This is a genomic window from Pseudomonas sp. GW821-FHT01C01, assembly GCF_059422645.1.
Window position 1 is genome coordinate 1 of record NZ_JBWKXF010000055.1, and the last position, 23,951, is coordinate 23,951.

Below are 23,951 nucleotides of genomic sequence, written 5' to 3' on the forward strand. Positions count from 1 at the left end.
GAGCAAGCCCGCTCCCACATTGGAATGCGTTCCAATGTGGGAGCGGGCTTGCTCGCGAAGACGGTTCCACAGGCAACTAAAATCTCAGGGCAGTTCGATCCTCTCAACTTCCCCCGGCACCGTCGGCCAATCCCCGGCCGCCCAGCGCCGGCGTGCTTCATCAATTGCTGCCGGATCGCTCGCGACGAAATTCCAGTTGATCCGCCGTGGCCCGTCCAGTGGTGCGCCGCCAAACAACACGACGTGACTGTCGCTTTCAGCAAACAGGGTCATCTCTTCCCCGACAGGCAGTACCGCCAGCGAATACGGCTCTAGTGACTCGCCATCCAGTTGCACCTCGCCGCTCAACACATACAGCGCACGTTCTTCGTGCTCGGTGGGGATCAACAGCGTTGTCGCTGTTTGCAGGTGCAATTCGGCGTACAGCGTAGGAGAAAGCACCGGCACTGGCGATTCCAAACAAAAACCCGACCCGGCAATCATGCGAATCTTCACCCCCAGGTTTTCACTGACCGGCAATGTGGAAGCCGGATGGTGGCTGTAATGCCCCGGACCTTGTTCTTTATCCTTGGGCGAGGCCAGCCAGATCTGCAATCCATGCATCGTGAAGCCGCGTTCTTTCAGGGCCTCAGGTGTGCGTTCCACGTGGGCGATGGCGCTGCCAGCCGTCATCCAGCTGACGTCGCCAGTCCCGACCACTTGATCGGATCCGAGGCTGTCCTTGTGCTGGATCTGCCCCTCGAACAAGTAAGTGAGGGTGGAAAGGCCAATGTGTGGATGCTGGCGGATGTTCATGCCTTTGCCCGGCGGATAACGGGTTTCCAGCATGTGATCGAAAAACACGAATGGCCCGACGCTGCGGCACTTGGCGGATGGCAGTGCACGCAGAATTGGCTGACCTTCGACATCTTCGGTGCGGGGGCGAATCACGAGCGGAGTGTTCATGGTGCGTTCCAGGCTGAGCGGGTAATGCATTCGAGCATAACCCGCTTGCGCAGCCCTTGCCGCTATTGGCTGAACGCGCCTTCGGACAAGTGAGTTTCGATGCTGACTTCAGACGTGGTCATCAGCTTGTGGATCGGGCAGCGATCGGCCACGCGATGCAGTTCGTCGCGCTGGGCGTCGGTGAGCACGCCTTTGAGGGTCAGTTTGACGTGCAACACGTATTGGCCTTTCTGTTCCTGGCTGTTATCGCGCTTGACCTCGACGCCGACACCGGTCAACGGGATGTCCTTCTTCCTGGCATACAGCTTCAGGGTCAGGGCCTTGCAGGCGCCGAGAGCGGCATCGAAATAATCGTGCGGTTCCGGCGCCGAGCCTTCACCGCCCGCCGTGACGGGCACGTCGGCGAAGAGTTCGTGGTCATCGATTTGTACGCTGTGGCGCAAACCTTCGGCAGAGACAGTGTTGACGGTTACGGTCATGGCAAACCTCGCAGGCGGCAGGAATTTCATTCGATCAAAAAAGACCTTGAAGGTATAGAGCCTTCGCGCTTGTCGGGTGTTCCAATCTGAAGGAGCGAGCTTGCTCGCGATGATCTCACTGGCACTGCGTGTATCCGCAAGGGCGAGTCATCGTTAAAGTCCATCGCGAGCAAGCTTGCTCCTACAGGTGTCGATCCGGATCAGCTGCCTTTGACGGTCTTGCCATTGACCGTGCCGTCCAGGAGCATGATGTTGTACTCCTTGCCGTCGGTTTCGACCTGTTGCAGGCGGACCAGCAGGTAATCCCAGTCCTTGGCGAACCACATCACGGTGATGCGTTTGTTTTGTGTTGGGTCGCGTACACGTTCAACCTTGATCGCATCGATCTTGCCGGCCTTGGTGTCGACCTTTTCAGCGCCCAGCACGCGGAAGTCATAGATGTCGACCTCGCTGCCGTCGACCACCTGATAACTCATGCTTTTCTTGCCGGCGGCGACGTCGTGCTGCAGGGCCAGTTGATAGCTGGATTTGTCGAGCATGCCGCGATTCAGCGGAACCTTGACGGCGTCACCGCGATCGGTGCCGGTGATCATTTTGGTGTTCCAGTCGAAGTCCAGATCCGACTTCTTGGCCTTGCCCAAGCCGCCACGTTCAAAGTGGTACGACTCTGGAAGAAGCGTGTCCTTGTCCAGCGTCAGGGTGCTTTCCTCGGACAGGCTGGCGATCATCATCGACGCCTTGAAACTCAGTTTCCATTTGCCGTCGCTGGTTTTTTCGAGGCTGCGCTCGGCAGTGCCACTCATGGGCAACTGTTTCCAGTCGGCGGTGTAGCTGGCGGAGAAAGGTTGAAGTTCTGCCGCCTGGGCGAAGGGCAAGGCGAGCAGAGCGCAAGCGAAGAGCAGGGCGCGACGCATAAAATCTCCTAGTTTCGAATCAAGTGGCCGCTGGCCGCGAGTAACTGTCCATCCAGTAAAGCACCTTGCTCGCCGAGGGCCAGACGACCTTCGGCAAACCAGCGGACGGCCATCGGGTAGATCAGGTGTTCCTGAACATGGACCCGCTGAGCCAGACTCTCCGGCGAATCCTGTAACTCTACCGGTATTACAGCCTGTACGACCAGTGGTCCGCCATCGAGTTCCTCGGTGACGAAGTGCACGGAGCAGCCGTGCTCGGTGTCGCCAGCCTCCAGCGCGCGCTGATGAGTGTGTAACCCTTTGTATTTGGGTAGCAGCGAGGGATGGATATTGAGCAGGCGACCCTGATAGTGGCGTACGAAATCAGCGCTGAGAATACGCATGAATCCGGCCAGTACCACGAGTTTGGGGTTGAAGGCGTCGATCAGTTCGATCAGCGCGGCGTCGAAGGCCTCGCGACCTTCGAAAGCCTTGTGATCCAGGGTGCGGGTGTCGATACCCGCGTCCCTGGCGCGTTGCAGGCCGTAGGCGTCGGCGCGGTTGGAAATCACCGCAGCGATGCGGACCGGGCTGTCGCCGGTCCGCGTGCTGTCGATCAGGGCCTGCAAGTTACTGCCGGTGCCGGACAACAGCACCACGACATTACAGGTCTTAGGCATCAGTGAGCCTTGAGGTTCTTCAGTTCAACCTGAGCCGCGCCTTCGGCAGCGGTGGAGATCTGGCCGATGACCCAAGGCTGTTCGCCCGCTTCGCGCAGAACGTTCAGGGCCGCTTCAACGTGCTCTTGAGCCACGCAGATGACCATGCCCACGCCGCAGTTCAGCACCCGGTGCATTTCGTTCTCGTCAACGTTGCCTTTTTCTTGCAGCCAGTCGAATACGGCCGGGCGGTTCCAGCTGGCCACGTCAACCACAGCCTGCGCGCCTTTTGGCAGAACGCGCGGGATGTTGTCCAGCAGGCCGCCACCGGTGATGTGGGCCATGGCTTTGACAGCGCCGGTTTCCTTGATCAGCTTGAGCAGCGGCTTCACGTAGATACGGGTCGGGGCCATCAGCAGGTCGGTCAGCGGCTTGCCGTCGAGTTGGGTGTTTTCGATATCGGCGCCGGACACTTCGATGATCTTGCGGATCAGCGAGTAGCCGTTGGAGTGCGGGCCGGAAGACGGCAGGGCGAGCAGGGCATCGCCGGCAGCAACCTTGGAACCGTCGATGATTTCGGATTTTTCCACGACGCCGACGCAGAAGCCGGCCAGGTCGTAGTCTTCGCCTTCGTACATGCCCGGCATTTCAGCGGTTTCGCCGCCGACCAGCGAGCAACCCGACAGTTCGCAGCCAGCGCCGATGCCGGTCACAACCTGGGCAGCGGTGTCGACGTTGAGTTTGCCGGTGGCGTAGTAGTCGAGGAAGAACAGCGGCTCGGCGCCACACACCACCAGGTCGTTGACGCACATGGCAACCAGGTCGATGCCGATGCTGTCGTGCTTGTTCAGGTTCAGTGCCAGGCGCAGCTTGGTGCCGACGCCGTCAGTGCCGGAAACCAGCACAGGCTGCTTGTAGCCGGCCGGGATTTCGCAGAGGGCGCCGAAACCGCCCAGGCCGCCCATGACTTCCGGGCGCGCAGTGCGCTTGGCGACGCTCTTGATGCGTTCGACCAATGCTTCACCGGCGTCGATGTCTACACCGGCGTCCTTGTAGCTCAGGGAGGGTTGCTTGCTCATGATCCAGGCCTTTAGGGGGGGATTTCTGGGTAACGACCGAGTCCATCGGGAACGCCGAAACTGCGTAGGCGAGAACCATGCGCGCTATTCGGACACTACCCGGCTGTTGCCGGTCTGCGAAGGCGCGCGATTTTATCAGGCTTGAGCCGCAGCGGCCATCCTCAGGCCGACAGCAGGGCCATATCCGTTCAAAAAAAACCGTTAATGCGCGGTGTCGGTGGCATCCTGCATGGCTGTATAAGGTATCGCGATTAACCGTCTATCGTTATGACAGTGCGAAAACTTACCCGGGACGTGTGAATGTTTTGCGTCGGGCAATGGTCACAGCCTTGCTCGATCGTCTTCATGCGGTCTGTTCCAGCCGCTCTTGTCGTCAGGAATCCTCCATGCGTTTTTGTAAATTCTTGTTTGTGGGTTGTTTGTCATTAGTCAGCCTGGTCAGTCACGCCGAAACCGTCAAAGGCCTTTACCAGGTGCGCGAGCCGGTGAATGGCCAGTCGCCAGAGGAGCGCGATCAGGCGACTCAACGGGCGCTGGATACGTTGGTGTTGCGCCTGACCGGTGACCCGAAGGCGGCACAAAACCCCGGGCTGGCAGCGGTTCGCAAAGACCCGCAACAGATCATCAGCCAATACGGCTTTGATGCCGGGCCGCCGGAAGTGCTGAAAGTCGATTTCGATCCGGGCACGACCGAGCAGGCCTTGCGCCGCGCCGGCCTGGCCATGTGGGGGGCCAATCGGCCGTCGATCCTCGGCTGGTGGTTGAATGATTCCACCGAGGGTTCAAGCCTGGTGGGCGACGGCCAGGCCAGCGCGGCGCCGCTGCGTCGGGCTGCCCAGCACCGTGGCTTGCCATTGCGCCTGCCATTGGCGGACCTGAATGAACAGATCGTCGCCACCGCGCCAAATCTGGAAGGTGCAGATCCCGCGCCTTTGCATGCTGCATCGGAACGCTACAGCGCCGACGCCTTGCTCGCGGTACACGCCCAGGAAGAGGGCGGGCAATGGCAGGCCAAGTGGCGCCTGTGGCTGGGTGATCAGAAAGAGGCCGGCACTGTACAGGGCGCCGATCAGGCCGCCGTGGCCGATGCGGTGATGCTGGCGGTCAGCGAGCGCCTGGCGCCGCGGTTTGTCGCCAGGCCCGGTGCTTCGAGTGAGCAATTGCTGGAAGTGCAAGGCATGAATCTTGAGCACTATGCGTCGCTCGGGCGTTTACTGGAGCCATTTGGCGGGCGCGTGCAAAGTGTCGAGGGCGACCGGATTCTCTATCGCGTCAATGGCAGCGTCGATCAGCTGCGTGCACAACTGTCGCTGGCGCGGCTCCAGGAAACACCGGCGGGTCAAGCACCGGCCCCGGCAGCACCCGTTCAGCCTGCCACCGGCGGTTCGGTGCCTGCCGCAGCGCCGGCCCCAACCCCGCAACTGCGTTTTCGCTGGTAGTTTTTCTTTCTTTATATAGAAGCAATGGAGTGGTTCATGGCCGATACGCGGCGTTGGTTCTGGCTCGGCGGGTTGGTCCTGCTTTGTGCATTTGTCTGGTTGTTGCATCCGATCCTGACGCCGTTCCTGGTGGCGCTGTTGTTGGCCTATCTGTTCGACCCGCTGGTGGATCGACTGGAGAAGGCAGGCTTGTCTCGAACCTGGGGTGTAGTGGCGGTGTTTACGCTATTTACGTTGATCCTCACCGCGCTGTTGTTGGTATTGGTGCCGCTGCTCGCCAGGCAGTTGTTTCGTTTGTATGAGCTGGCCCCGCAGATGCTCGACTGGCTACAGCACACGGCGTTGCCTTGGGCGCAATCGAAGTTCGGTTTGTCGGACGGTTTCTGGAAGTTCGACAAGCTCAAGGCAGCCATCAGCGAGCATATGAGTCAGACCACCGATGTTGTCAGCGTGGTGCTGAGCCATGCCACTGCCTCGGGGCTTGCGTTGATTGGCTGGTTGGCGAATCTGGTGTTGATTCCGGTGGTGAGTTTCTACCTGTTGCGGGATTGGGATTTGATGATGGCCAAGATCCGCAGCCTGCTGCCCCGCGATCGTGAAGAGCGCGCGGTATTGCTGGCAGGTGAATGCCATGAAGTGCTCGGCGCGTTCGTTCGCGGGCAGTTGCTGGTGATGGTGGCCTTGGGTGTGATCTACGCGGCAGGCCTGATGCTGGTCGGGTTGGAGCTGGGCCTGTTGATTGGCCTGATTGCCGGTCTGGCGGCGATCGTGCCGTACATGGGGTTTATCATCGGCATTGGCGCGGCGCTGATTGCGGGGTTGTTCCAGTTTGGCGGTGATCTTTACCCGATGCTCGGCATTGTCGCGGTGTTCATGGTCGGCCAGGCACTGGAGGGTATGGTACTGACGCCGTTGCTGGTCGGTGACCGGATTGGCCTGCACCCGGTGGCGGTGATTTTCTCGATTCTGGCGGGTGGTGAGCTGTTTGGCTTTACTGGTGTGTTACTGGCGTTGCCGGTCGCGGCGGTGATCATGGTGCTGGTGCGTCATGTGCATGATTTGTATAAGGATTCTGAAATTTACGGGGGGGGCGACGAGCCGGAGCTGTAAGGGGCGTCGATTGGCGATGGCGGGCTGCCAGGGTTTGTGCCAAGTCAGCCTGCTTGTTTCACGCGACAGTCACATGCACCGCCAAAGAAACTGTCACAAAACCAGTGCATTAACGCAAACCTTTGATTTTGCTTGTGGTCTGTCGCATTGTGCGGTCCGCTTCACGGGTATAAACTTCGCAAACTTTACACAGAGGCCACTAACGGTTCCTTTGGAACTGTTCAGTCAGCATGAAACCGATTCAGCTGCCCCTAGGTGTGCGTCTGCGTGACGACGCCACCTTTATCAACTACTACCCAGGCGCCAATGCCGCTGCACTCGGCTATGTCGAGCGGCTGTGCGAAGCCGACGCCGGGTGGACCGAGAGCCTGATTTACCTCTGGGGCAAAGACGGGGTAGGGCGCACGCACCTGTTGCAGGCCGCTTGCTTGCGTTTTGAACAGTTGGGTGAGCCGGCGGTGTACCTGCCGTTGGCCGAGTTGCTCGATCGCGGTACCGAAATCCTCGACAACCTCGAGCAGTACGAACTGGTCTGCCTGGATGATTTGCAAGTGGTTGCCGGGCGAGCGGATTGGGAAGAGGCGCTGTTCCATCTGTTCAATCGCTTGCGCGACAGCGGCCGACGATTGCTGATTGCCGCGTCGACATCCCCTCGCGAGTTACCGGTGAAGCTGGCGGATCTCAAATCCCGCCTGACCCTGGCGTTGATCTTCCAGATGCGTCCGCTTTCCGATGAGGACAAATTGCGTGCCCTGCAATTGCGCGCTTCGCGTCGTGGTCTACACCTGACCGACGAAGTCGGGCATTTCATTTTGACTCGCGGTACCCGCAGCATGAGTGCGTTGTTCGAGCTGCTAGAGCGTCTCGATCAGGCCTCCCTTCAGGCTCAGCGCAAGCTGACAATCCCGTTTTTGAAAGAAACCCTGGGCTGGTAGAACCCGCTTAAACCGGGGTGCTGACGGGTTTTGGCATATTTCAGGCGCCAGAAAGCACGCTTTCCTGCACGGTTGCAGGCTGCGTGTCTGTTCAAAATGGGCTTAAGCGCTTAGATGTAAACGAGAAACCGGGAAGTCACAAAAACATCGATTGAATTTGCAAATGAGGTTGATAGCGGGCATAGTCTCGGCTTCTTTACAACTTTCAGCCACGGTCGTGCCCATGCTAAATCGCTTCGCACCCCTCGTGCCTCTCGCACTCGTTACCCTGTTGTTCGGTTGCGCTGCCCACACTCCAGTGTCCCAGCAAGCGCAGCAACAACAGGTTCAAAACTCCGTTACTGCCCAATCTTCCGCTCTTTACCAGGAAGAACTGGCTACCGAAAAAGAGCTCGCAGACTTCGCCGGTGGCAAGTCCTACCAGCTTCCGGTCCTGGCCGACAGCATCCTCGAACGTGGCATGTCCCTGATCGGTACCCGTTACCGTTTCGGCGGTACTTCCGAAGCCGGCTTCGATTGCAGCGGTTTCATCGGCTACCTGTTCCGCGAAGAAGCGGGCATGAATCTGCCGCGCTCCACCCGCGAAATGATCAACGTGGATGCTCCGCTGGTCTCGCGCAGCAAGCTGGAACCGGGTGACCTGCTGTTCTTCGCAACCAATGGCCGTCGCGGCCGCGTCAGTCACGCCGGGATCTACCTGGGTGACAACCAGTTCATCCACTCCAGCAGCCGCCGTAGCGGTGGTGTGCGGATCGATAGCCTGGGCGACAGCTACTGGAGCAAAACCTTCATCGAAGCCAAGCGTGCCCTGGCGATGGCGCCTAACGCCTCGCCAATCGTCACTGCACGTAAATAAGCAGACAGTTTGTAAGGCGAACTTAAAGTCTTACTTGAAGTTTGCCGCATAGCCGCTAGAATCCTGATGTATTAATGATGGCAAACCGCCTGCGTCACGCGCAGGCGGTTTTCTTTTCTGCACTCCCGGCAGAAAAAAGCCGCAGCCAGATCAGGATGCTCTGCTTATGACGACGTCGGCCCGCCTCGCAATCATGTTCTTCGCCGCGCTGCTCAGTGCCTGCGCCAGCCGCACACCGCCTCCTGCGCCGGTGGTTCGCGCTCCCATCGTATTTGGCTCCTCACAAGCTTTTTCGCCCGAGGCGGAAGACGTGCTGTTTCGCGCGCTCGGTCTGGTGGGTACACCTTATCGCTGGGGTGGCAACACGCCGGATTCCGGATTTGATTGCAGCGGTTTGATCGCTTACGTGTACCGTGACGTCGCCGGTATTTCCTTGCCGCGCACCACTCGCGAGATGATCTCCATGCAAGCGGCGAACGTGGGCAAGGAAGGCCTGCAAACCGGGGACCTGATTTTCTTCGCCACCAATGGCGGTTCCCAGGTCAGTCATGCCGGGATCTACGTGGGGGAAGGGCGTTTCGTCCACGCGCCAGCCACCGGCGGCACCGTGAAACTCGATAGCCTGTCCAAAGCGTATTGGCAAAAGGCTTATCTGAGCGCAAAACGTGTTCTGCAGCCCGAACATTTGGCGCGCAATCCGTAACTTCCGGAGCTGGTGGTCATGACTGCTCGCACGCTCAATCTCGACGACGCCCTGTACCAATACCTACTCGATGTGTCGCTGCGCGAAACGCCACTGCTCAAGCGCTTGCGCGATGAGACCCAGGCGCTGCCGATGGCGCGTTGGCAGGTGGCGCCTGAGCAGGGGCAGTTTCTCGCCTTGTTGGTGAAGCTGACGGGGGCCAGGCGCTTGCTCGAAGTCGGCACCTTTACCGGTTACAGCGCGCTGTGCATGGCGGCGGCATTACCCGCTGACGGTTCGCTGATTTGCTGTGATATCCCCGGCGACTACAACGCCATCGCGCGGCGGTACTGGCAAGAAGCAGGGCTCGCCGGGCGGATTGACCTGCGCCTGGCGCCGGCACTGGAAACCCTGGCCGAGCTTGAGCGACAAGGGCAGGGCGAACCGTTCGATCTGGTGTTCATCGATGCCGACAAGGCCAACTACCCGGGTTATCTGGAACACGCCCTGCGTTTGCTGCGGGTCGGTGGGCTGGCGGTGTTCGATAACACGCTATGGAGCGGGCGCGTACTTGAGGTCAGTCCCGAGAGTGCGGACACCCGAGCGATCCAGGCGCTCAACCGGGCCTTGAAAGACGATGCGCGGGTGGATTTGTCGTTGTTGCCGTTGGGTGATGGGCTCACTCTCTGTCGCAAACGCTGAACCCTGTGGGAGCGGGCTTGCTCGCGAAAGCTGATTGTCAGTCAACATTGATGTTGAATGTTATGGCGCCTTCGCGAGCAAGCCCGCTCCCACAGGGGGATATGTTGGCAGTTGGAATTTATTTTACCGGCGACACCCGCCACACCTTGTTCCCCACATCATCGGCCACCAGCAGGTCGCCTTGTTGGTCGATCACCACGCCTACCGGGCGACCCATCGCTTGTTCCTTGTCGTTGAGGAAGCCGGTGAGCACGTCAACCGGTTTTCCCACCGGTTTGCCGGTGCTGAACGGCACGAAAATCACTTTGTAGCCACTGTGGGGTTTGCGGTTCCATGAGCCGTGCTGACCGATGAATGCCCCTTGAGTGAAAGGCGCCGGCAGCTTGCTGTTTTCGGCGAAGGTCAGGCCCAGGGATGCTGTGTGCGGGCCGAGCGCGTAGTCTGGGGCAATGGCCTTGGCCACCAGGTCCGGGTTTTGCGGCTCGACGCGTATGTCGACATGCTGCCCGTAGTAACTGAACGGCCAGCCATAGAACCCGCCGTCCTTCACCGAGGTGATGTAGTCCGGTACCAGGTCGCTGCCAATTTCGTCCCGTTCGTTGACCGCGGTCCACAGCGCGCCGCTGTGCGGTTCCCACGCCATGCCGTTGGGGTTGCGCAGGCCGGAGGCGAAGATCCGGTGCTGGCCGGTGGCACGATCCACTTCCCAGATCGCTGCACGACCTTCTTCCTTGTCCATGCCGTTTTCGGCGACGTTGCTGTTGGAGCCCACGGTGACGTAGAGCTTGCTGCCGTCCTTGCTGGCGATGACGTTTTTGGTCCAGTGGTGGTTCAGCGGGCCGCCGGGCAAATCGACCACTTTGACGGGGTGCGACTTGATCGCCGTGTCGCCGGTTTCATAGTGGAATCGCAACAAGCGATCAGTATCGGCAACGTACAGATCTTTGCCGACCAGTGTCATACCAAACGGCGAGTTGAGGTTTTCCAGAAACACGGTTCGGGTTTCCGCGATGCCGTCGTGATCCTTGTCCCGTAGCAACGTGATGCGGTTCGGGCTGGGCACGGTAGATCCGGCACGCCCCATGACGTTCTTCATGACCCAACCGCGAATGCCATTGCTGTCTTCGGGTTTGGGTGGTGCGGCGGTTTCCGCCACCAGCACATCGCCATTGGGCAGCACATAAAGCCAGCGCGGGTGATCCAGGTCTTCGGCAAAAACGGCCACTTGGGTGCCATTGGCGGCGATGGGCTTCGCACCCTCCGGCCAGCCAATGGCAGGTGCAATGTTCACGGTCGGAACCAGGGTCTTGTTGGGTTCTGGTAGTTGAGGTGACGGGCCGGTGCCGTCGGAGACTTGCAGCCTGGAGGTCTCGCCACAAGCGGCGAGCCCTCCGCTGAGCGCGATAACGAGAACGAGCGGGGGCGTGCGCATGCTGGTGTTCCCTATGAATGCCTTGTTCTAATCATAGAGGAGCGTTGTCGTCCGATGGTTCAACCCTTAGCCGCGTGCTTCCTTGAACAGCACTGCAATGCCAGGGTGATAGTTGCCGGCTTCGTTGCGCAACTTGCGATAGGCGTAAGGGAAATACCAGGCCACAGCGCAGGTGTGTTCCTTTTGCAGGTCGTCGACCATGTCCTGGAGTTCTTCCGGCGTGGCGCCTTGCTGGGCTTTTTGCGGTGCGACGAACAGGCAGCCGAGCTTCAGGTCACTGGCATGGCTCACTCGCTTCGCGTCGCTGGCGATATCGAGCAGGGCCTGGGTCAGGTTGAGACTGTTGACCCGTGGCCAGCGCTGGCTGGTCTGGATGTAGGCGCGGGTTTCGGGCGAGGCGAGGAACAGGTCGGCGCGGCTGTTGCGTTCGCCTTCTTCGGTCTGTTTGCGGGTTGGCGTCTGTTGCAACGTGACCATCTCGGCCATCCAGGCGGCGGCAGACAGCAGTCCGAGATTGGCTTTTTCGTCGTGCCAGTACGGTGTGTCGCCATCACCGCGGACGGCGTTATAGCGGTCGATGCATTCGAACCAGCGCTCGAGCACCGGGCGCAGGAATTCCAGATTTGGATTGCTGATGATCATGCCTTGCATGGGCTCACCCTTGTTATTGTGTTGTGAGGTTGTGGCTCTTTGATATCACTGCTGAGAGCGTGGCACAAGATTGGCGTCAGTTTATTGATTGACAGCAGTTATTCGGCAGGTGGCCTCCCGGCTTTAATTGACGCTCCACCCCCAACCCTCTAACCTTCGCGGCTTGTTTCAGGTGCTCTGTGGCTTGGGTCGACAGAGTGAAACAGGGAAGCCGGTGAGTGAGTTCTTCTTCAAGTCGAAGGCCTGCAATTCCGGCGCTGCCCCCGCAACGGTAAATGAGTGAAAACTGTGTCTGGTGCCACTGTGTCGGTTTGATGCGGGAAGGCGCACAGTCTGGCCCCGCGGCCACTCATGAGCCCGGAGACCGGCCTGATTCATCCAGCGGCATCACGGTGGGCGATGCCAGGCTTTTTGCCTTCTATTGTTGTGCCTGCCCGCCGTTATTCCAGCCTCAACGGAGAGCTCCCCCATGACTGATACCCCCGATCGTGACGAACGCCACCTGGCGCGCATGCAGCGCAAAAAAGCCGTGATCGACGAGCGCATTGCCAATTCCCCGAACGAATGCGGCCTGTTGCTGGTGCTGACCGGCAACGGCAAAGGCAAGAGCAGTTCGGCTTTTGGCATGCTCGCCCGCGCCTTGGGTCACGGCATGCAATGTGGCGTGGTGCAGTTCATCAAGGGCCGCAACAGTACCGGCGAAGAGTTGTTCTTCCGACGCTTTCCCGAGCAGGTGCGCTTTCACGTGATGGGCGAAGGTTTTACCTGGGAAACCCAGGATCGTCAGCGCGACATCGCCGCCGCCGAAGCCGCCTGGGCAGTGTCGCAGGAGCTGCTGCGCGATCCGTCCATCGGTCTGGTGGTGCTGGATGAGCTGAACATCGCCCTCAAGCACGGCTACCTCGATCTCGACCAGGTGCTCAGCGACTTGCAGGCCCGACCGCCGATGCAACACGTGGTGGTCACCGGGCGTGCCGCCAAGCCGGAAATGATCGAGATGGCCGACACCGTCACTGAAATGGGCATGATCAAGCACGCCTTTCAAGCCGGGATCAAAGCGCAGAAAGGCGTCGAGCTGTGAACACGCCTCGTCATTGCCCGGCGGTACTGATTGCCGCACCGGCCTCCGGCCAGGGCAAGACCACCGTCACCGCAGCGCTGGCCCGATTGCATCGCAATCAGGGGCGCAAGGTTCGCGTGTTCAAGTGCGGTCCGGACTTTCTCGATCCGATGATCCTCGAACGTGCCAGCGGTGCGCCGGTATATCAACTGGACATGTGGATGGTTGGCGAGCAGGAGAGTCGTCGACTGTTGTGGGAAGCCGCCGCTGAAGCCGACCTGATCCTGATCGAAGGCGTCATGGGGCTGTTCGACGGTACGCCGTCGAGCGCCGATCTGGCGCGGCATTTCGGTGTGCCGGTGCTGGGTGTAATCGATGGCACCGCCATGGCCCAGACTTTTGGCGCATTGGCCCTGGGGCTGGCGCGTTATCAGCCGGACTTGCCATTCGCCGGCGTGCTGGCCAATCGTGTCGGCACGCTGCGCCACGCGCAACTGCTCGAAGGCAGCCTGACTGAAGGATTGCGCTGGTACGGCGCGCTGTCCCGGGAAACCGGGATCGAATTGCCGAGCCGGCACCTTGGCCTGGTTCAGGCCAGTGAGTTGAACGATCTCGACCTGCGCCTCGATGCGGCAGCCGATGCCCTGGCCAGCAGTTGCGAAGTCGCGCTGCCACCGGCGGTCGAGTTCGCCGCACCTGATGTCATCGCAGCCGAACCGCTGCTGGCCGGCGTGCGCATTGCCGTCGCCCGTGATGAGGCCTTTGCGTTCACCTACGGCGCGAGCCTGGATTTGCTGCGAGCGATGGGCGCCGAGTTGTCGTTCTTCTCGCCGATCCGCGACAGTGCGTTGCCGGAGGCGGACAGCCTGTATCTGCCGGGTGGTTACCCGGAACTGCACCATGTTGCACTGGCGCAAAACACTGCGATGCTCGATGCGATTCGCGCGCACCACGCCGCCGGCAAACCGTTGCTCGCCGAGTGTGGCGGCATGTTGTATCTGCTCGACTCCCTGACCGATGTCGAGGGCACTCGTGCCGAACTGGTTGGCTTGCTAGCCGGTGATGCGGTCATGCAAAAGCGTCTGGCGGCGCTGGCGTTGCAAGCGGTGGAACTGCCGGAAGGTTCGCTGCGCGGGCACACCTATCACCATTCTCTGACCAGCACTGAACTGGCGCCGATTGCCCGTGGCATGAGCCCTAACGGCGGGCGTGGAGCGGAGGCGGTTTACCGTGAAGGGCGGATGACCGCCTCTTACGTGCACTTTTATTTTCCGTCCAATCCCTCGGCGATTGCCGCGCTGTTTGCGCCGAGCCTTGAGGCCGCCTTCGCTGGCAAGCCAGCTCCTACAATGGATCACCAACCCCCTGTAGGAGCGGGCTTGCCCGCGAAGAGGCCATGACCGACAACGCATTCTCCGAAGTCGAGCGCGCAGCGGTCTACCGCGCCATCGCCGAACGCCGCGACATGCGCCACTTCAGCGGCGGTACGATCGAGCCCGAGTTGCTTCGGCGCCTGCTCGAGGCTGCGCATCAGGCGCCGAGCGTGGGCCTGATGCAGCCTTGGCGCTTCATCCGCATCAGCGATCGCGCCTTGCGTGGGCAAATCCAGGCCCTGGTGGAAGAAGAGCGCATTCGCACCGCCGAAGCCCTTGGCGAGCGCAGCGATGAGTTCATGAAGCTCAAGGTTGAAGGCATCAGCGATTGCGCCGAGGTATTGGTCGCCGCACTGATGGACGACCGCGAGCGGCATATCTTCGGCCGCCGCACCTTGCCGGAAATGGACATGGCTTCGCTGTCCTGTGCGATCCAGAACCTGTGGCTGGCGTCCCGCGCGGAAGGTCTGGGCATGGGCTGGGTGTCGCTGTTCGAACCGCAAGCCCTGGCCGATTTGTTGGAGTTGCCACCCGGAGCCAAACCGCTGGCTGTGCTGTGCCTGGGGCCGGTGAGGGAATTTTATCCGGCGCCGATGCTGGTACTCGAAGGCTGGGCGCAGGCGCGTCCGCTGCAGGAATTGCTGTATGAAAACTATTGGGGAGTGAGTCAATGAGTGTGGCGTTGTTGAGTGTCGCCGCGGTGGCGCTGGATGCGCTGCTGGGTGAACCCAGGCGCTGGCATCCGCTGGTGGCGTTCGGCCGTTTTGCCGATCGCATCGAGCAACGTTTCAACGGTGGCGGTCGAGGCTGGCGCAGCCATGGCGTCACTGCGTGGGTGATTGCCGTGTTGCCGCTGACGCTGTTGGTCACGGCATTTTCCTGGGCGCCTTATGTCGGCTGGATCGTCGAGATTCTCGCGCTCTATTGCGCCCTCGGCATGCGCAGCCTCGGCGAACACGTCACGCCTGTGGCCAAGGCCCTGCGTGGTAATGATCTGGAAGCGGCGCGCACGCGCGTGGGCTATCTGGTCAGCCGCCAGACCAGCGAACTGGATGAAACTGAAGTCGCCCGTGCCGCGACCGAGTCGGTACTGGAAAACGGCAGCGATGCAGTGTTCGCGGCGTTGTTCTGGTTTGCCGTGGCTGGCGCGCCGGGCGTGGTGCTCTACCGCCTGAGCAATACGCTGGACGCGATGTGGGGCTATCGCAACGAGCGATTCGAACGGTTTGGCTGGGCGGCGGCGAAGATCGACGACGTCCTCAATTACATTCCTGCGCGTCTGGTGGCACTGACTTACGCACTGCTGGGCAAAACCCGTCTGGCGTTGAAATGCTGGCGCACCCAGGGGCCGACCTGGGACAGCCCGAACGCCGGCCCGGTGATGGCGGCAGGGGCGGGTGCCCTTGGCGTCGAATTGGGCGGGGCGGCGATTTATCACGGCGAACTGCACCAGCGTCCGCAGTTGGGCGAAGGCGTGCCGGCGGATGCCGACTCCATAGACCGGGGCTGGCAATTGGTCCAGCGCGGGGTATGGTTATGGCTGCTGATTCTCTGCATGGGGGCCGAATTTTATGCTTGAGCACGGTGGGCGATTGCGCAAGGCAGCGCTCGAATACGGCATAGATGAAGCCGACTGGCTGGACCTGTCGACGGGCCTTGCGCCCTGGCCATTCCCGGTGCCGGAGATTCCGCTGCGGGCCTGGGCCCGTTTGCCGGAGGCGGACGATGGTCTGGAACAGGCCGCCTGCGATTATTACGGCACCTTGCAGGCATTGCCGGTGGCCGGCTCGCAAATGGCGATTCAACTGCTGCCGCGATTGCGTCGGGCAGGCAAGGTCGGCGTGCTGTCGCCGTGTTATGCCGAGCACGCCGAGGCGTGGCGTCGCGACGGCTACATCGTGCGCGAAGTGCTGGAGCATGAAGTCGACTTCTTTATCGACAGTCTCGACGTGCTGGTGGTGGTCAATCCGAATAACCCCACGGGCCTGAGCCTGACGCCCAGTCGCCTGCTCGACTGGCACGCGCGGCTGGCCCAGCGCGGTGGCTGGCTGGTCGTGGACGAAGCGTTCATGGATAACACGCCGCAACTGAGCCTGGCGCCGTTTGCCCATCAAGTCGGATTGATCGTTTTGCGCTCCTTCGGCAAGTTTTTCGGCCTGGCCGGTGTGCGCCTGGGGTTTGTGCTGGCCGAGCGCAAGTTGCTCAAGCTGCTGGCTGAGCAAGTGGGGCCGTGGGCTGTGAGCGGGTCAACCCGGGTAGTGGGCCAGGCCTGTCTGCGCGATACCGAAGGGCAGACGCGGCAACGGGTACGCACCGAAGCGGCCAGCGAGCGCCTGGCGTCATTGCTGGAGCAACACGGCTTCAAGCCCGAAGGCGGTTGCGCGCTGTTCCAGTGGCTGATCACCGAACGCGCCGAAGAACTGCATGAATTCATGGCCCGGCGCGGCATTCTCCTGCGGTTGTTCACGCACAACAGCAGCCTGCGATTCGGCTTGCCCGGTGATGAAATCGCCTGGGTGCGACTGACGCAGGCGTTCGAAGATTTCGCCAAGGAAAACCAATGACCACGCTGATGGTGCAGGGCACCACTTCGGATGCCGGTAAAAGTACGCTGGTGACTGCGCTGTGCCGTTGGGTTACACGTCAGGGCATCAGGGTGGTGCCGTTCAAGCCACAGAACATGGCCCTCAACAGTGCGGTGACCGCCGACGGTGGCGAGATTGGCCGCGCCCAGGCGGTACAGGCTCAGGCCGCGCACCTCGAACCGCACACCGACATGAACCCGGTGTTGCTCAAGCCCAACAGTGACACCGGTGCCCAAGTAATTATCCATGGCCGCGCTGTCACGACCATGAACGCCGTCGCCTATCACGATTACAAAACCATCGCCATGCAAGCGGTGCTGGCCTCCCACGAGCGCTTGAGCGCGGCGTATCCGCTGGTGATGGTCGAGGGCGCGGGCTCTCCGGCGGAAATCAACTTGCGGGCCGGCGACATCGCCAACATGGGCTTTGCCGAAGCGGTGGATTGTCCGGTGGTGCTGATCGCCGATATCAATCGCGGCGGGGTTTTCGCCCACCTGGTGGGCACCCTCGAACTGCTGTCGCCGAGTGAACAGGCGCGGGTCAAAGGGTTTGTCATCAATCGTTTTCGTGGCGACATCGCGTTGCTGCAACCCGGTCTCGACTGGCTTGAAGAGCGCACCGGAAAACCGGTGATCGGCGTGCTGCCGTACGTGATGGACTTGCACCTGGAGGCGGAGGACGGTATCGATCAACGCCAGATCGATAAAGCCGAACAGGTGCTGAAAGTGCTGGTGCCAGTTCTGCCGCGCATCAGCAATCACACCGATTTCGATCCGCTGCGCCTGCATCCGCAAGTAGACCTGCAATTCATCGGCCCCGGCCAGGCGATTCCGCCCGCCGACCTGATCATTCTTCCTGGCTCGAAAAGTGTGCGCAGCGACCTCGCGCACCTGCGGGCCAACGGCTGGGAAACCGCCATCGCCCGGCATCTGCGTTATGGCGGAAAACTGCTGGGGATCTGTGGCGGCCTGCAGATGCTCGGCGAGCACGTGCATGACCCGCTGGGCCTCGAAGGTGCACCGGGTTCCAGCGCCGGTCTGGGCCTGCTGGCGTTCCAGACCCAACTCGAACAAGAGAAGCAGCTGCGCAATGTGCGTGGTCGCCTGGCGCTGGAAGATGCGCCGGTATCAGGCTACGAAATTCATGCTGGCGTGACCTCCGGGCCGGCGCTGGAAAACGCCGCCGTGCAACTGGATGACGGCCGCTGTGATGGTGCGCAAAGTGCTGACGGACAGATTTTCGGCACCTACCTGCACGGGCTGTTCGAATCGCCGGCGGCGTGCAGCGCGTTGCTGCGCTGGGCCGGCTTGCAGGAGGTACAGGCTGTGGATTACCACGCCTTGCGTGAGCGTGATATCGAGCGGTTGGCGGATCTGGTGGAGAAGCATCTGGATACCGGGCTGTTGCGGCAACTCTGTGGGGTATGAGGTGACTGTCATGGCCCCTTCGCGGGCAAGCCCGCTCCTACAGGGATATGAGGTGTACCCAATATTTATGATCGACGCAGATCAACTGTAGGAGCGGGCTTGCCCGCGAAGGGGCCAGCAGCCTCACCAAAGATTTCAAGGAAACAACCATGCTCCAACTGATCCTCGGCGGCGCTCGCTCCGGCAAGAGTCGCCTGGCGGAAAAACTCGCCATCGATAGCGCTCTGGCCGTGACCTACATCGCCACCAGCCAGCCACTGGACGGAGAAATGAGCGAACGGGTGGCCCATCACCGCGCCCGTCGTCCTGCCGAATGGGCATTGATCGAAGAGCCCGTCGAACTGGCCCGGGTGCTGCGCGAATCCGCCCGCACCGATCATTGCCTGCTGGTGGATTGCCTGACCCTGTGGCTGACCAATCTGCTGATGCTCGACGATGCCGGGCGCCTGCAGGCCGAGCGAGATGCTCTGCTCGAATGCCTGGCGTCGTTGCCGGGTGAAATCATTTTTGTCAGCAACGAAACCGGAATGGGCGTCGTGCCGCTGGGCGAATTGACTCGCCGCTATGTCGATGAAGCCGGTTGGCTGCATCAAGCTCTGGCTGAGCGCTGTCAGCGTGTCGTCCTGACCGTCGCCGGCCTGCCCCTGACTCTGAAAGGAACTGCGTTATGACTCAATCCTGGTGGCTGAACCCGTGCAAGCCGGTCGATACCCAAGTGGTCGAACAGGCGCAGGCGCGGCAACAGCAACTGACCAAACCGGCCGGCTCCCTCGGTCAGCTGGAATCGGTGGCGGTGCAACTGGCGGGTTTGCAGGGGCGGGTCAAGCCGAGTCTGGAGCAGGTGTGGATCGCGATTTTTGCCGGCGACCATGGCGTCGTCGCCGAGGGCGTGTCGGCGTTTCCCCAGGAAGTGACCGGGCAGATGTTGCACAACTTCGTCAGCGGTGGTGCGGCGATCAGCGTATTGGCGCGGCAACTGGGTGCTTCCCTGGAGGTGGTTGACCTTGGCACGGTGACGCCGTCGTTGAACCTGCCGGGCGTGCGCCACCTGAACATCGGCCCGGGCACGGCCAATTTTGTACAGGGGCCGGCAATGACCGGGGCCCAGGGGCAACTCGCCTTGCAAGCCGGACGTGACAGCGTGCGACGGGCAATCGCCACGGGTGCGCAGTTGTTTGTCGGTGGCGAAATGGGCATCGGTAACACCACAGCTGCCAGCGCTTTGGCGTGCGCGCTGCTCGATTGCCCGGTGGGCCATTTGACCGGGCCTGGTACTGGGCTCAACGCCGAAGGTGTCAGCCACAAGGCCCAAGTGATCGAGCGCGCCCTGGCATTGCATGATGCGCAGCGTGGCGATGCTTTGCAGACCCTGTTCAACCTCGGTGGCTTCGAGATCGCCGCGCTGGTCGGTGCCTATCTCGCCTGTGCCCAGGAAGGTGTCGCGGTGCTGGTGGACGGCTTCATTTGCAGTGTCGCGGCGCTGGTTGCGGTGCGCTTGAATCCCGAGTGTCGGCAGTGGCTGTTGTTCGGACATCGCGGCGCCGAGCCGGGGCACCGTCATGTGCTGGAAACCCTGAATGCGCAACCCTTGCTCGATCTTGGTCTGCGGCTTGGTGAAGGCAGTGGCGCGGCATTGGCTGTGCCACTGTTGCGTCTGGCGTGCGACCTGCACGGGCAAATGGCGACCTTCGCCGAAGCCGCCGTGGCAGATCGTCCGGCATGACCCTGCGCGTGGATCTGTTGCGTCACGGTGAAACCGAATTCGGCGGCGGGTTGCGTGGCAGTATCGACGATGCGTTGACCGACACGGGCTGGGCGCAGATGCGTGCCGCCGTGGTCGGCCAGGGGCCATGGGATCGGCTGGTCAGTTCACCGTTGCAGCGTTGTGCGCGGTTTGCCGAGGAACTCGGTGCGCAATTGGGTGTGCCAGTGCAACTGGATAACGACCTGCAAGAGTTGCATTTCGGTGCCTGGGAGGGGCAGAGCGCGGCGGCGTTGATGGAAACCGACGCGCAGGCCCTGGGGTTGTTCTGGGCCGATCCTTATTCGTTCACGCCGCCTCAGGGTGAGCCGGTTACAGCGTTTTCGGCGCGGGTGCTGGCAGCGCTGGAGCGTTTGCACGCGACCTGTGCCGGTGAGCGCATTCTGCTGATCAGCCACGGCGGGGTGATGCGCCTGTTGCTTGCACAAGCTCGCGGGTTGCCGCGAGAGCAACTGCTCAACGTTGAGGTCGGGCATGGTGCGCTGTTTTCGCTGACCGTGGAACCTGCTGGCTTGTTGAAGGAAATGCGCTGACCATGCTGCCATTCTGGATCGCCCTGCAATTTCTAAGCAGTCTGCCGGTTCGCCTGCCCGGTATGCCTGAGCCTCAGGCGCTGGGGCGGTCGCTGCTGTTTTATCCGCTGGTGGGATTATTGTTTGGCGCCATTCTGTGGGTATTCAACTGGCTGCTGCTTGGCGCGCCGACGTTGCTGCACGCGGCGTTACTGCTCTGCGTTTGGGTGTTGCTCAGCGGCGGGCTGCATCTGGATGGCCTGGCCGACAGCGCCGATGCCTGGCTCGGTGGGTTTGGCGATCGTGAACGCACCCTGACCATCATGAAAGACCCGCGTAGCGGGCCGATCGCCGTGGTGACGCTGGTACTGGTGTTGTTGCTCAAGTTCACCGCGCTGCTGGCGTTGATCGAGCAACCGCATTCGCTGGCATTGATCATCGTACCGTTGATCGGTCGCAGCGCATTGCTCGGCTTGTTCCTGACTACGCCCTATGTGCGTGCCGGTGGCCTGGGTCAGGCATTGGCCGATCATCTTCCGCGTTCGGCGGGCAAGCAGGTGTTGGCGGTCAGTGCATTGGTCTGTGTATTGATCGCGGGCGTCAGCGGGGCGCTGGCGGTGGTGTTGGCGGTTCTTGGGTTTGCCTGGCTACGGCAGGTGATGCTGCGGCGGCTCGGTGGAGCGACGGGCGATACGGCAGGGGCAATGCTGGAGTTGCTGGAGGTAGGGGTGTTGGTTGGATTGGCATTAGTCTGAACGCCGTAGTGGTGAATGTTCTGGCCTCTTCGCGAGCAAGCCCGCTCCCACAGGGTTTCTGTTTTGTTAACAAAACAGTGAACACACCGAAAGTCTCTGTGGGAGCGGGCTTGCCCGCGATGGCGGTCTACCAGGCGCCGCTCAGTCACTGAAAAAACTATGTAACTTGATTTAACACACTCACGGGTATATACACGCACCATGCTCGATTCCCAATGTTTATGCATCAACCTGCGTCGCGCCGCCCGTGGCGTCAGCAGGCATTACGACGGCGCTCTCGACGGCTTCGGGATCAACGTTGCGCAGTATTCTTTGCTGTGCAATCTGCAGCGCCTGGATCAGCCGAGCATCTCAACCCTGGCCGAGGCCATGGGTCTGGATCGCAGCACCTTGGGACGCAATTTGCGGGTGCTGGAGGGTGAAGGCCTGGTGACCCTGGTCGAGGGTGAGGACATGCGCAACCGCATCGTCCTGTTGACCGAGGCCGGGGCAGAGCGCCTGAAGGCTGCCTTGCCGGCCTGGGAAGCCGCTCAGCAGCGCTTGATCGATCGTCTGGGCGCCGAGAAGCGCGAAACCCTATTGAAGCTGCTGGACGAACTGGCGTGATGCCGGTTTTTTCGATCTTAAGCGGGTATATACCCGCTACCGGAGAACAACAATGACATCGATGTGGCGTACATGCGGCTGGGTTCTGTTGGGGAGTGCGCTGATCCTTGCGTTGTCTCTGGGCGTTCGACATGGCTTCGGGCTGTTTCTGGCGCCGATGAGCGCCGAGTTCGGCTGGGGCCGTGAAGTCTTTGCCTTCGCCATCGCCTTGCAGAACCTGATCTGGGGCCTCGCTCAGCCATTCACTGGCGCGCTGGCCGATCGCTTCGGCGCGGCGAAAGTGGTGCTGATCGGTGGCGTCCTGTACGCGGCCGGGCTGATTTGCATGGGGCTCTCCGACTCGGCGATGACCCTGTCCCTGAGTGCCGGCCTGCTGATCGGTATCGGGCTGTCCGGTACGTCGTTCTCGGTGATTCTGGGGGTGGTTGGCCGCGCAGTACCGCCGGAAAAACGCAGCATGGGCATGGGGATCGCCAGTGCTGCCGGTTCGTTCGGCCAGTTCGCGATGTTGCCCGGCACACTCGGTTTGATCGGATGGCTTGGCTGGTCCGCGGCGCTGCTGGCGCTGGGCTTGCTGGTGGCGTTGATCGTGCCGCTGGTGAGCATGCTCAAGGACAAGCCGCTGCCCGTCATGGGCCACGAACAAACCCTTGGCGAAGCGCTGCGCGAAGCCTGCTCCCATTCCGGATTCTGGCTGCTGGCGTTCGGCTTTTTTGTTTGCGGGTTCCAGGTGGTGTTCATCGGTGTGCATTTGCCGGCCTATCTGGTGGATCAGCATCTTCCGGCGACGGTCGGCACCACGGTGCTGGCACTGATCGGCCTGTTCAACATTTTCGGCACCTATACCGCTGGATGGCTCGGCGGGCGCATGTCCAAGCCACGTCTGCTCACCGGTTTGTACCTGTTGCGGGCGGTGGTCATTGCGTTGTTCCTGTGGGCGCCGGTGACGACAACGACGGCCTACCTGTTCGGCATGGCCATGGGCTTTCTGTGGCTGTCGACGGTGCCGTTGACCAACGGCACGGTGGCGACCTTGTTTGGTGTGCGAAACCTGTCCATGCTCGGTGGGATTGTTTTCCTGTTTCACCAACTCGGTTCGTTCCTGGGTGGCTGGTTGGGTGGCGTGGTGTACGATCGTACCGGCAACTATGACTTGATCTGGCAGGTTGCGATTCTCCTCAGCCTGTTGGCAGCCGCCCTGAACTGGCCGGTGCGTGAGCGGCCGGTGGCGCGCCTGCAAACACAAATGAGTGCGACATGAACAGTCTCTGGCCTCGTATCACGATTTTCGCTGTCTTCGCCTTGCTGCTTGCCTTGACGTGGTGGGGCTGGCATCAGGGTGGGCTGGCGCTTTTGCAGTTGGGCATGGGGACTTGCTAGGGGGATGGCGGGGCGAGTAACGTCGAATCCTGACGATTTCTCTAGGATGTCCAGACATGTTGATGCGCTGGCTTGCAGTTCCTGTGTTACTGGTCGCGTTCACCGGGTTGGCTCAAGCGGCAGATTGCCCCGATCTTTTGCAAGGCTCTTTGCCCAAGTTGCATGCCAAGGAATCCATCGATTTGTGCCAGCGTTTCGCTGGCAAACCGTTGGTGGTGGTCAATACCGCAAGTTTCTGTGGCTTTGCTCCGCAGTTCAAAAGCCTTGAGGCGTTGAACCAGCGCTTCAAGGGTCAAGGGCTGGAGGTGATCGGTGTTCCGTCCAACGACTTCAAGCAGGAGTCAAAGGATGGCGCCGAGACCGCCAAGGTCTGCTACGTCAACTATGGCGTGACCTTCACCATGACCGATCCGCAAAAGGTTCGTGGCGAAGAGGCGACGCACTTGTTCAAGGTCCTCGCCAGTCAAGCCAGCGCGCCGAAGTGGAATTTCTACAAGTACGTGGTGGATCGCCAAGGCGAGGTGATCGCCAGTTTCTCCAGCCTGACCAAACCGGATGATCCCGAGTTCATCGCCGCGGTAGAAAAAGCCCTGGCTTCGCCACCGCTGGTTTCGACCCCCTGACCTGCA

General features: G+C 61.1%; 26 protein-coding genes and 1 riboswitch. Of the genes, 19 read left to right on the forward strand and 7 right to left on the reverse strand.

Annotated elements, in window-relative coordinates; all coding sequences use genetic code 11:
• Positions 1 to 84: 84 nt before the first annotated feature.
• From AC07XF_RS24395 to purM, 5 genes are all read right to left on the reverse strand, one after another.
• The gene (locus AC07XF_RS24395; protein WP_495028519.1) at positions 85 to 945 is read right to left on the reverse strand and encodes a pirin family protein; all 861 of its coding nucleotides are present in this window, start codon (positions 943 to 945) and stop codon (positions 85 to 87) included.
• 62 nt (positions 946 to 1,007) lie between these two features.
• A complete protein-coding gene (locus tag AC07XF_RS24400) occupies positions 1,008 to 1,424 on the reverse strand; it encodes an OsmC family protein (protein ID WP_495028520.1) in 417 nt (138 codons plus the stop codon).
• 200 nt (positions 1,425 to 1,624) lie between these two features.
• Entirely contained in the window at positions 1,625 to 2,338 is a 714-nt protein-coding gene (locus tag AC07XF_RS24405) for a DUF3108 domain-containing protein (protein WP_495028521.1), read from the reverse strand.
• Between the two features lie 8 nt (positions 2,339 to 2,346).
• Positions 2,347 to 2,997 carry a phosphoribosylglycinamide formyltransferase gene (purN, locus tag AC07XF_RS24410; RefSeq protein WP_495028522.1) on the reverse strand — a complete coding sequence of 217 codons (651 nt, stop codon included), beginning with the start codon at positions 2,995 to 2,997 and terminating at the stop codon, positions 2,347 to 2,349.
• The gene (gene purM / locus AC07XF_RS24415; protein WP_008049708.1) at positions 2,997 to 4,055 is read right to left on the reverse strand and encodes a phosphoribosylformylglycinamidine cyclo-ligase; all 1,059 of its coding nucleotides are present in this window, start codon (positions 4,053 to 4,055) and stop codon (positions 2,997 to 2,999) included. Before purM ends, purN begins: the two co-directional genes overlap by 1 nt.
• Positions 4,056 to 4,441: 386 nt before the next feature.
• On the opposite strand from purM, the gene AC07XF_RS24420 reads away from it, so the two are divergent.
• The 6 genes from AC07XF_RS24420 (at position 4,442) to AC07XF_RS24445 (ending at position 9,779) form a co-directional block, all read left to right on the forward strand.
• Complete coding sequence (locus tag AC07XF_RS24420) at positions 4,442 to 5,494, forward strand: DUF2066 domain-containing protein (RefSeq protein ID WP_495028523.1); 1,053 nt, start codon at positions 4,442 to 4,444, stop codon at positions 5,492 to 5,494.
• A gap of 36 nt (positions 5,495 to 5,530) precedes the next feature.
• Complete coding sequence (locus tag AC07XF_RS24425; RefSeq protein WP_495028524.1) at positions 5,531 to 6,604, forward strand: AI-2E family transporter; 1,074 nt, start codon at positions 5,531 to 5,533, stop codon at positions 6,602 to 6,604.
• A gap of 230 nt (positions 6,605 to 6,834) precedes the next feature.
• Complete coding sequence (gene hda, locus AC07XF_RS24430) at positions 6,835 to 7,539, forward strand: DnaA regulatory inactivator Hda (protein WP_007998108.1); 705 nt, start codon at positions 6,835 to 6,837, stop codon at positions 7,537 to 7,539.
• A 223-nt stretch (positions 7,540 to 7,762) separates the two neighbouring features.
• Positions 7,763 to 8,395, forward strand: a complete 633-nt coding sequence (locus tag AC07XF_RS24435; RefSeq protein WP_495028525.1) for a C40 family peptidase — start codon at positions 7,763 to 7,765, stop codon at positions 8,393 to 8,395.
• A 166-nt stretch (positions 8,396 to 8,561) separates the two neighbouring features.
• Positions 8,562 to 9,098 (forward strand): C40 family peptidase, encoded by a 537-nt coding sequence (locus AC07XF_RS24440; protein WP_116263101.1) that lies wholly within the window; start codon positions 8,562 to 8,564, stop codon positions 9,096 to 9,098.
• An 18-nt stretch (positions 9,099 to 9,116) separates the two neighbouring features.
• On the forward strand, positions 9,117 to 9,779 hold the full coding sequence (locus tag AC07XF_RS24445; protein WP_495028526.1) for an O-methyltransferase: 663 nt from the start codon (positions 9,117 to 9,119) through the stop codon (positions 9,777 to 9,779).
• Between the two features lie 118 nt (positions 9,780 to 9,897).
• Here the strand turns inward: AC07XF_RS24445 and AC07XF_RS24450 are convergent, their stop codons facing one another.
• Complete coding sequence (locus tag AC07XF_RS24450; RefSeq protein WP_495028527.1) at positions 9,898 to 11,211, reverse strand: PQQ-dependent sugar dehydrogenase; 1,314 nt, start codon at positions 11,209 to 11,211, stop codon at positions 9,898 to 9,900.
• A 66-nt stretch (positions 11,212 to 11,277) separates the two neighbouring features.
• On the reverse strand, positions 11,278 to 11,862 hold the full coding sequence (locus AC07XF_RS24455) for a hypothetical protein (protein ID WP_495028528.1): 585 nt from the start codon (positions 11,860 to 11,862) through the stop codon (positions 11,278 to 11,280).
• A 153-nt stretch (positions 11,863 to 12,015) separates the two neighbouring features.
• Positions 12,016 to 12,249: riboswitch (cobalamin riboswitch) on the forward strand.
• A gap of 82 nt (positions 12,250 to 12,331) precedes the next feature.
• Between AC07XF_RS24455 and cobO the strand changes: the two genes are divergently transcribed.
• The 13 genes from cobO (at position 12,332) to AC07XF_RS24520 (ending at position 23,945) form a co-directional block, all read left to right on the forward strand.
• Positions 12,332 to 12,943 carry a cob(I)yrinic acid a,c-diamide adenosyltransferase gene (gene cobO, locus AC07XF_RS24460; protein ID WP_495028529.1) on the forward strand — a complete coding sequence of 204 codons (612 nt, stop codon included), beginning with the start codon at positions 12,332 to 12,334 and terminating at the stop codon, positions 12,941 to 12,943.
• Positions 12,940 to 14,322 (forward strand): cobyrinic acid a,c-diamide synthase CobB, encoded by a 1,383-nt coding sequence (locus tag AC07XF_RS24465; RefSeq protein ID WP_495028530.1) that lies wholly within the window; start codon positions 12,940 to 12,942, stop codon positions 14,320 to 14,322. The genes cobO and AC07XF_RS24465 overlap by 4 nt, the downstream gene beginning before the upstream one ends.
• Positions 14,319 to 14,969 (forward strand): 5,6-dimethylbenzimidazole synthase, encoded by a 651-nt coding sequence (gene bluB, locus AC07XF_RS24470; protein ID WP_495028531.1) that lies wholly within the window; start codon positions 14,319 to 14,321, stop codon positions 14,967 to 14,969. Before AC07XF_RS24465 ends, bluB begins: the two co-directional genes overlap by 4 nt.
• Positions 14,966 to 15,874 carry an adenosylcobinamide-phosphate synthase CbiB gene (gene cbiB, locus AC07XF_RS24475; protein WP_495028532.1) on the forward strand — a complete coding sequence of 303 codons (909 nt, stop codon included), beginning with the start codon at positions 14,966 to 14,968 and terminating at the stop codon, positions 15,872 to 15,874. The genes bluB and cbiB overlap by 4 nt, the downstream gene beginning before the upstream one ends.
• Positions 15,867 to 16,859: a threonine-phosphate decarboxylase CobD gene (gene cobD / locus AC07XF_RS24480; RefSeq protein ID WP_495028533.1), complete on the forward strand. Its 993-nt coding sequence runs from the start codon at positions 15,867 to 15,869 to the stop codon at positions 16,857 to 16,859. Before cbiB ends, cobD begins: the two co-directional genes overlap by 8 nt.
• Positions 16,856 to 18,307: a cobyric acid synthase gene (locus AC07XF_RS24485; RefSeq protein WP_495028534.1), complete on the forward strand. Its 1,452-nt coding sequence runs from the start codon at positions 16,856 to 16,858 to the stop codon at positions 18,305 to 18,307. The genes cobD and AC07XF_RS24485 overlap by 4 nt, the downstream gene beginning before the upstream one ends.
• 149 nt (positions 18,308 to 18,456) lie before the next feature.
• Positions 18,457 to 18,978: a bifunctional adenosylcobinamide kinase/adenosylcobinamide-phosphate guanylyltransferase gene (gene cobU / locus AC07XF_RS24490; RefSeq protein ID WP_495028535.1), complete on the forward strand. Its 522-nt coding sequence runs from the start codon at positions 18,457 to 18,459 to the stop codon at positions 18,976 to 18,978.
• Positions 18,975 to 20,030: a nicotinate-nucleotide--dimethylbenzimidazole phosphoribosyltransferase gene (gene cobT / locus AC07XF_RS24495; protein WP_495028536.1), complete on the forward strand. Its 1,056-nt coding sequence runs from the start codon at positions 18,975 to 18,977 to the stop codon at positions 20,028 to 20,030. Before cobU ends, cobT begins: the two co-directional genes overlap by 4 nt.
• Positions 20,027 to 20,602, forward strand: coding sequence for an alpha-ribazole phosphatase family protein (cobC, locus tag AC07XF_RS24500; RefSeq protein ID WP_495028537.1), 576 nt, complete (start codon positions 20,027 to 20,029; stop codon positions 20,600 to 20,602). Before cobT ends, cobC begins: the two co-directional genes overlap by 4 nt.
• A 2-nt stretch (positions 20,603 to 20,604) precedes the next feature.
• The gene (locus AC07XF_RS24505) at positions 20,605 to 21,336 is read left to right on the forward strand and encodes an adenosylcobinamide-GDP ribazoletransferase (RefSeq protein WP_495028538.1); all 732 of its coding nucleotides are present in this window, start codon (positions 20,605 to 20,607) and stop codon (positions 21,334 to 21,336) included.
• Between the two features lie 201 nt (positions 21,337 to 21,537).
• A complete protein-coding gene (locus AC07XF_RS24510; protein WP_095963918.1) occupies positions 21,538 to 21,942 on the forward strand; it encodes a MarR family winged helix-turn-helix transcriptional regulator in 405 nt (134 codons plus the stop codon).
• A gap of 52 nt (positions 21,943 to 21,994) precedes the next feature.
• Positions 21,995 to 23,203 (forward strand): MFS transporter, encoded by a 1,209-nt coding sequence (locus tag AC07XF_RS24515; protein ID WP_495028539.1) that lies wholly within the window; start codon positions 21,995 to 21,997, stop codon positions 23,201 to 23,203.
• Positions 23,204 to 23,378: 175 nt separating this feature from the next.
• Positions 23,379 to 23,945, forward strand: coding sequence for a glutathione peroxidase (locus tag AC07XF_RS24520; RefSeq protein WP_495028540.1), 567 nt, complete (start codon positions 23,379 to 23,381; stop codon positions 23,943 to 23,945).
• Positions 23,946 to 23,951 lie beyond the last annotated feature (6 nt).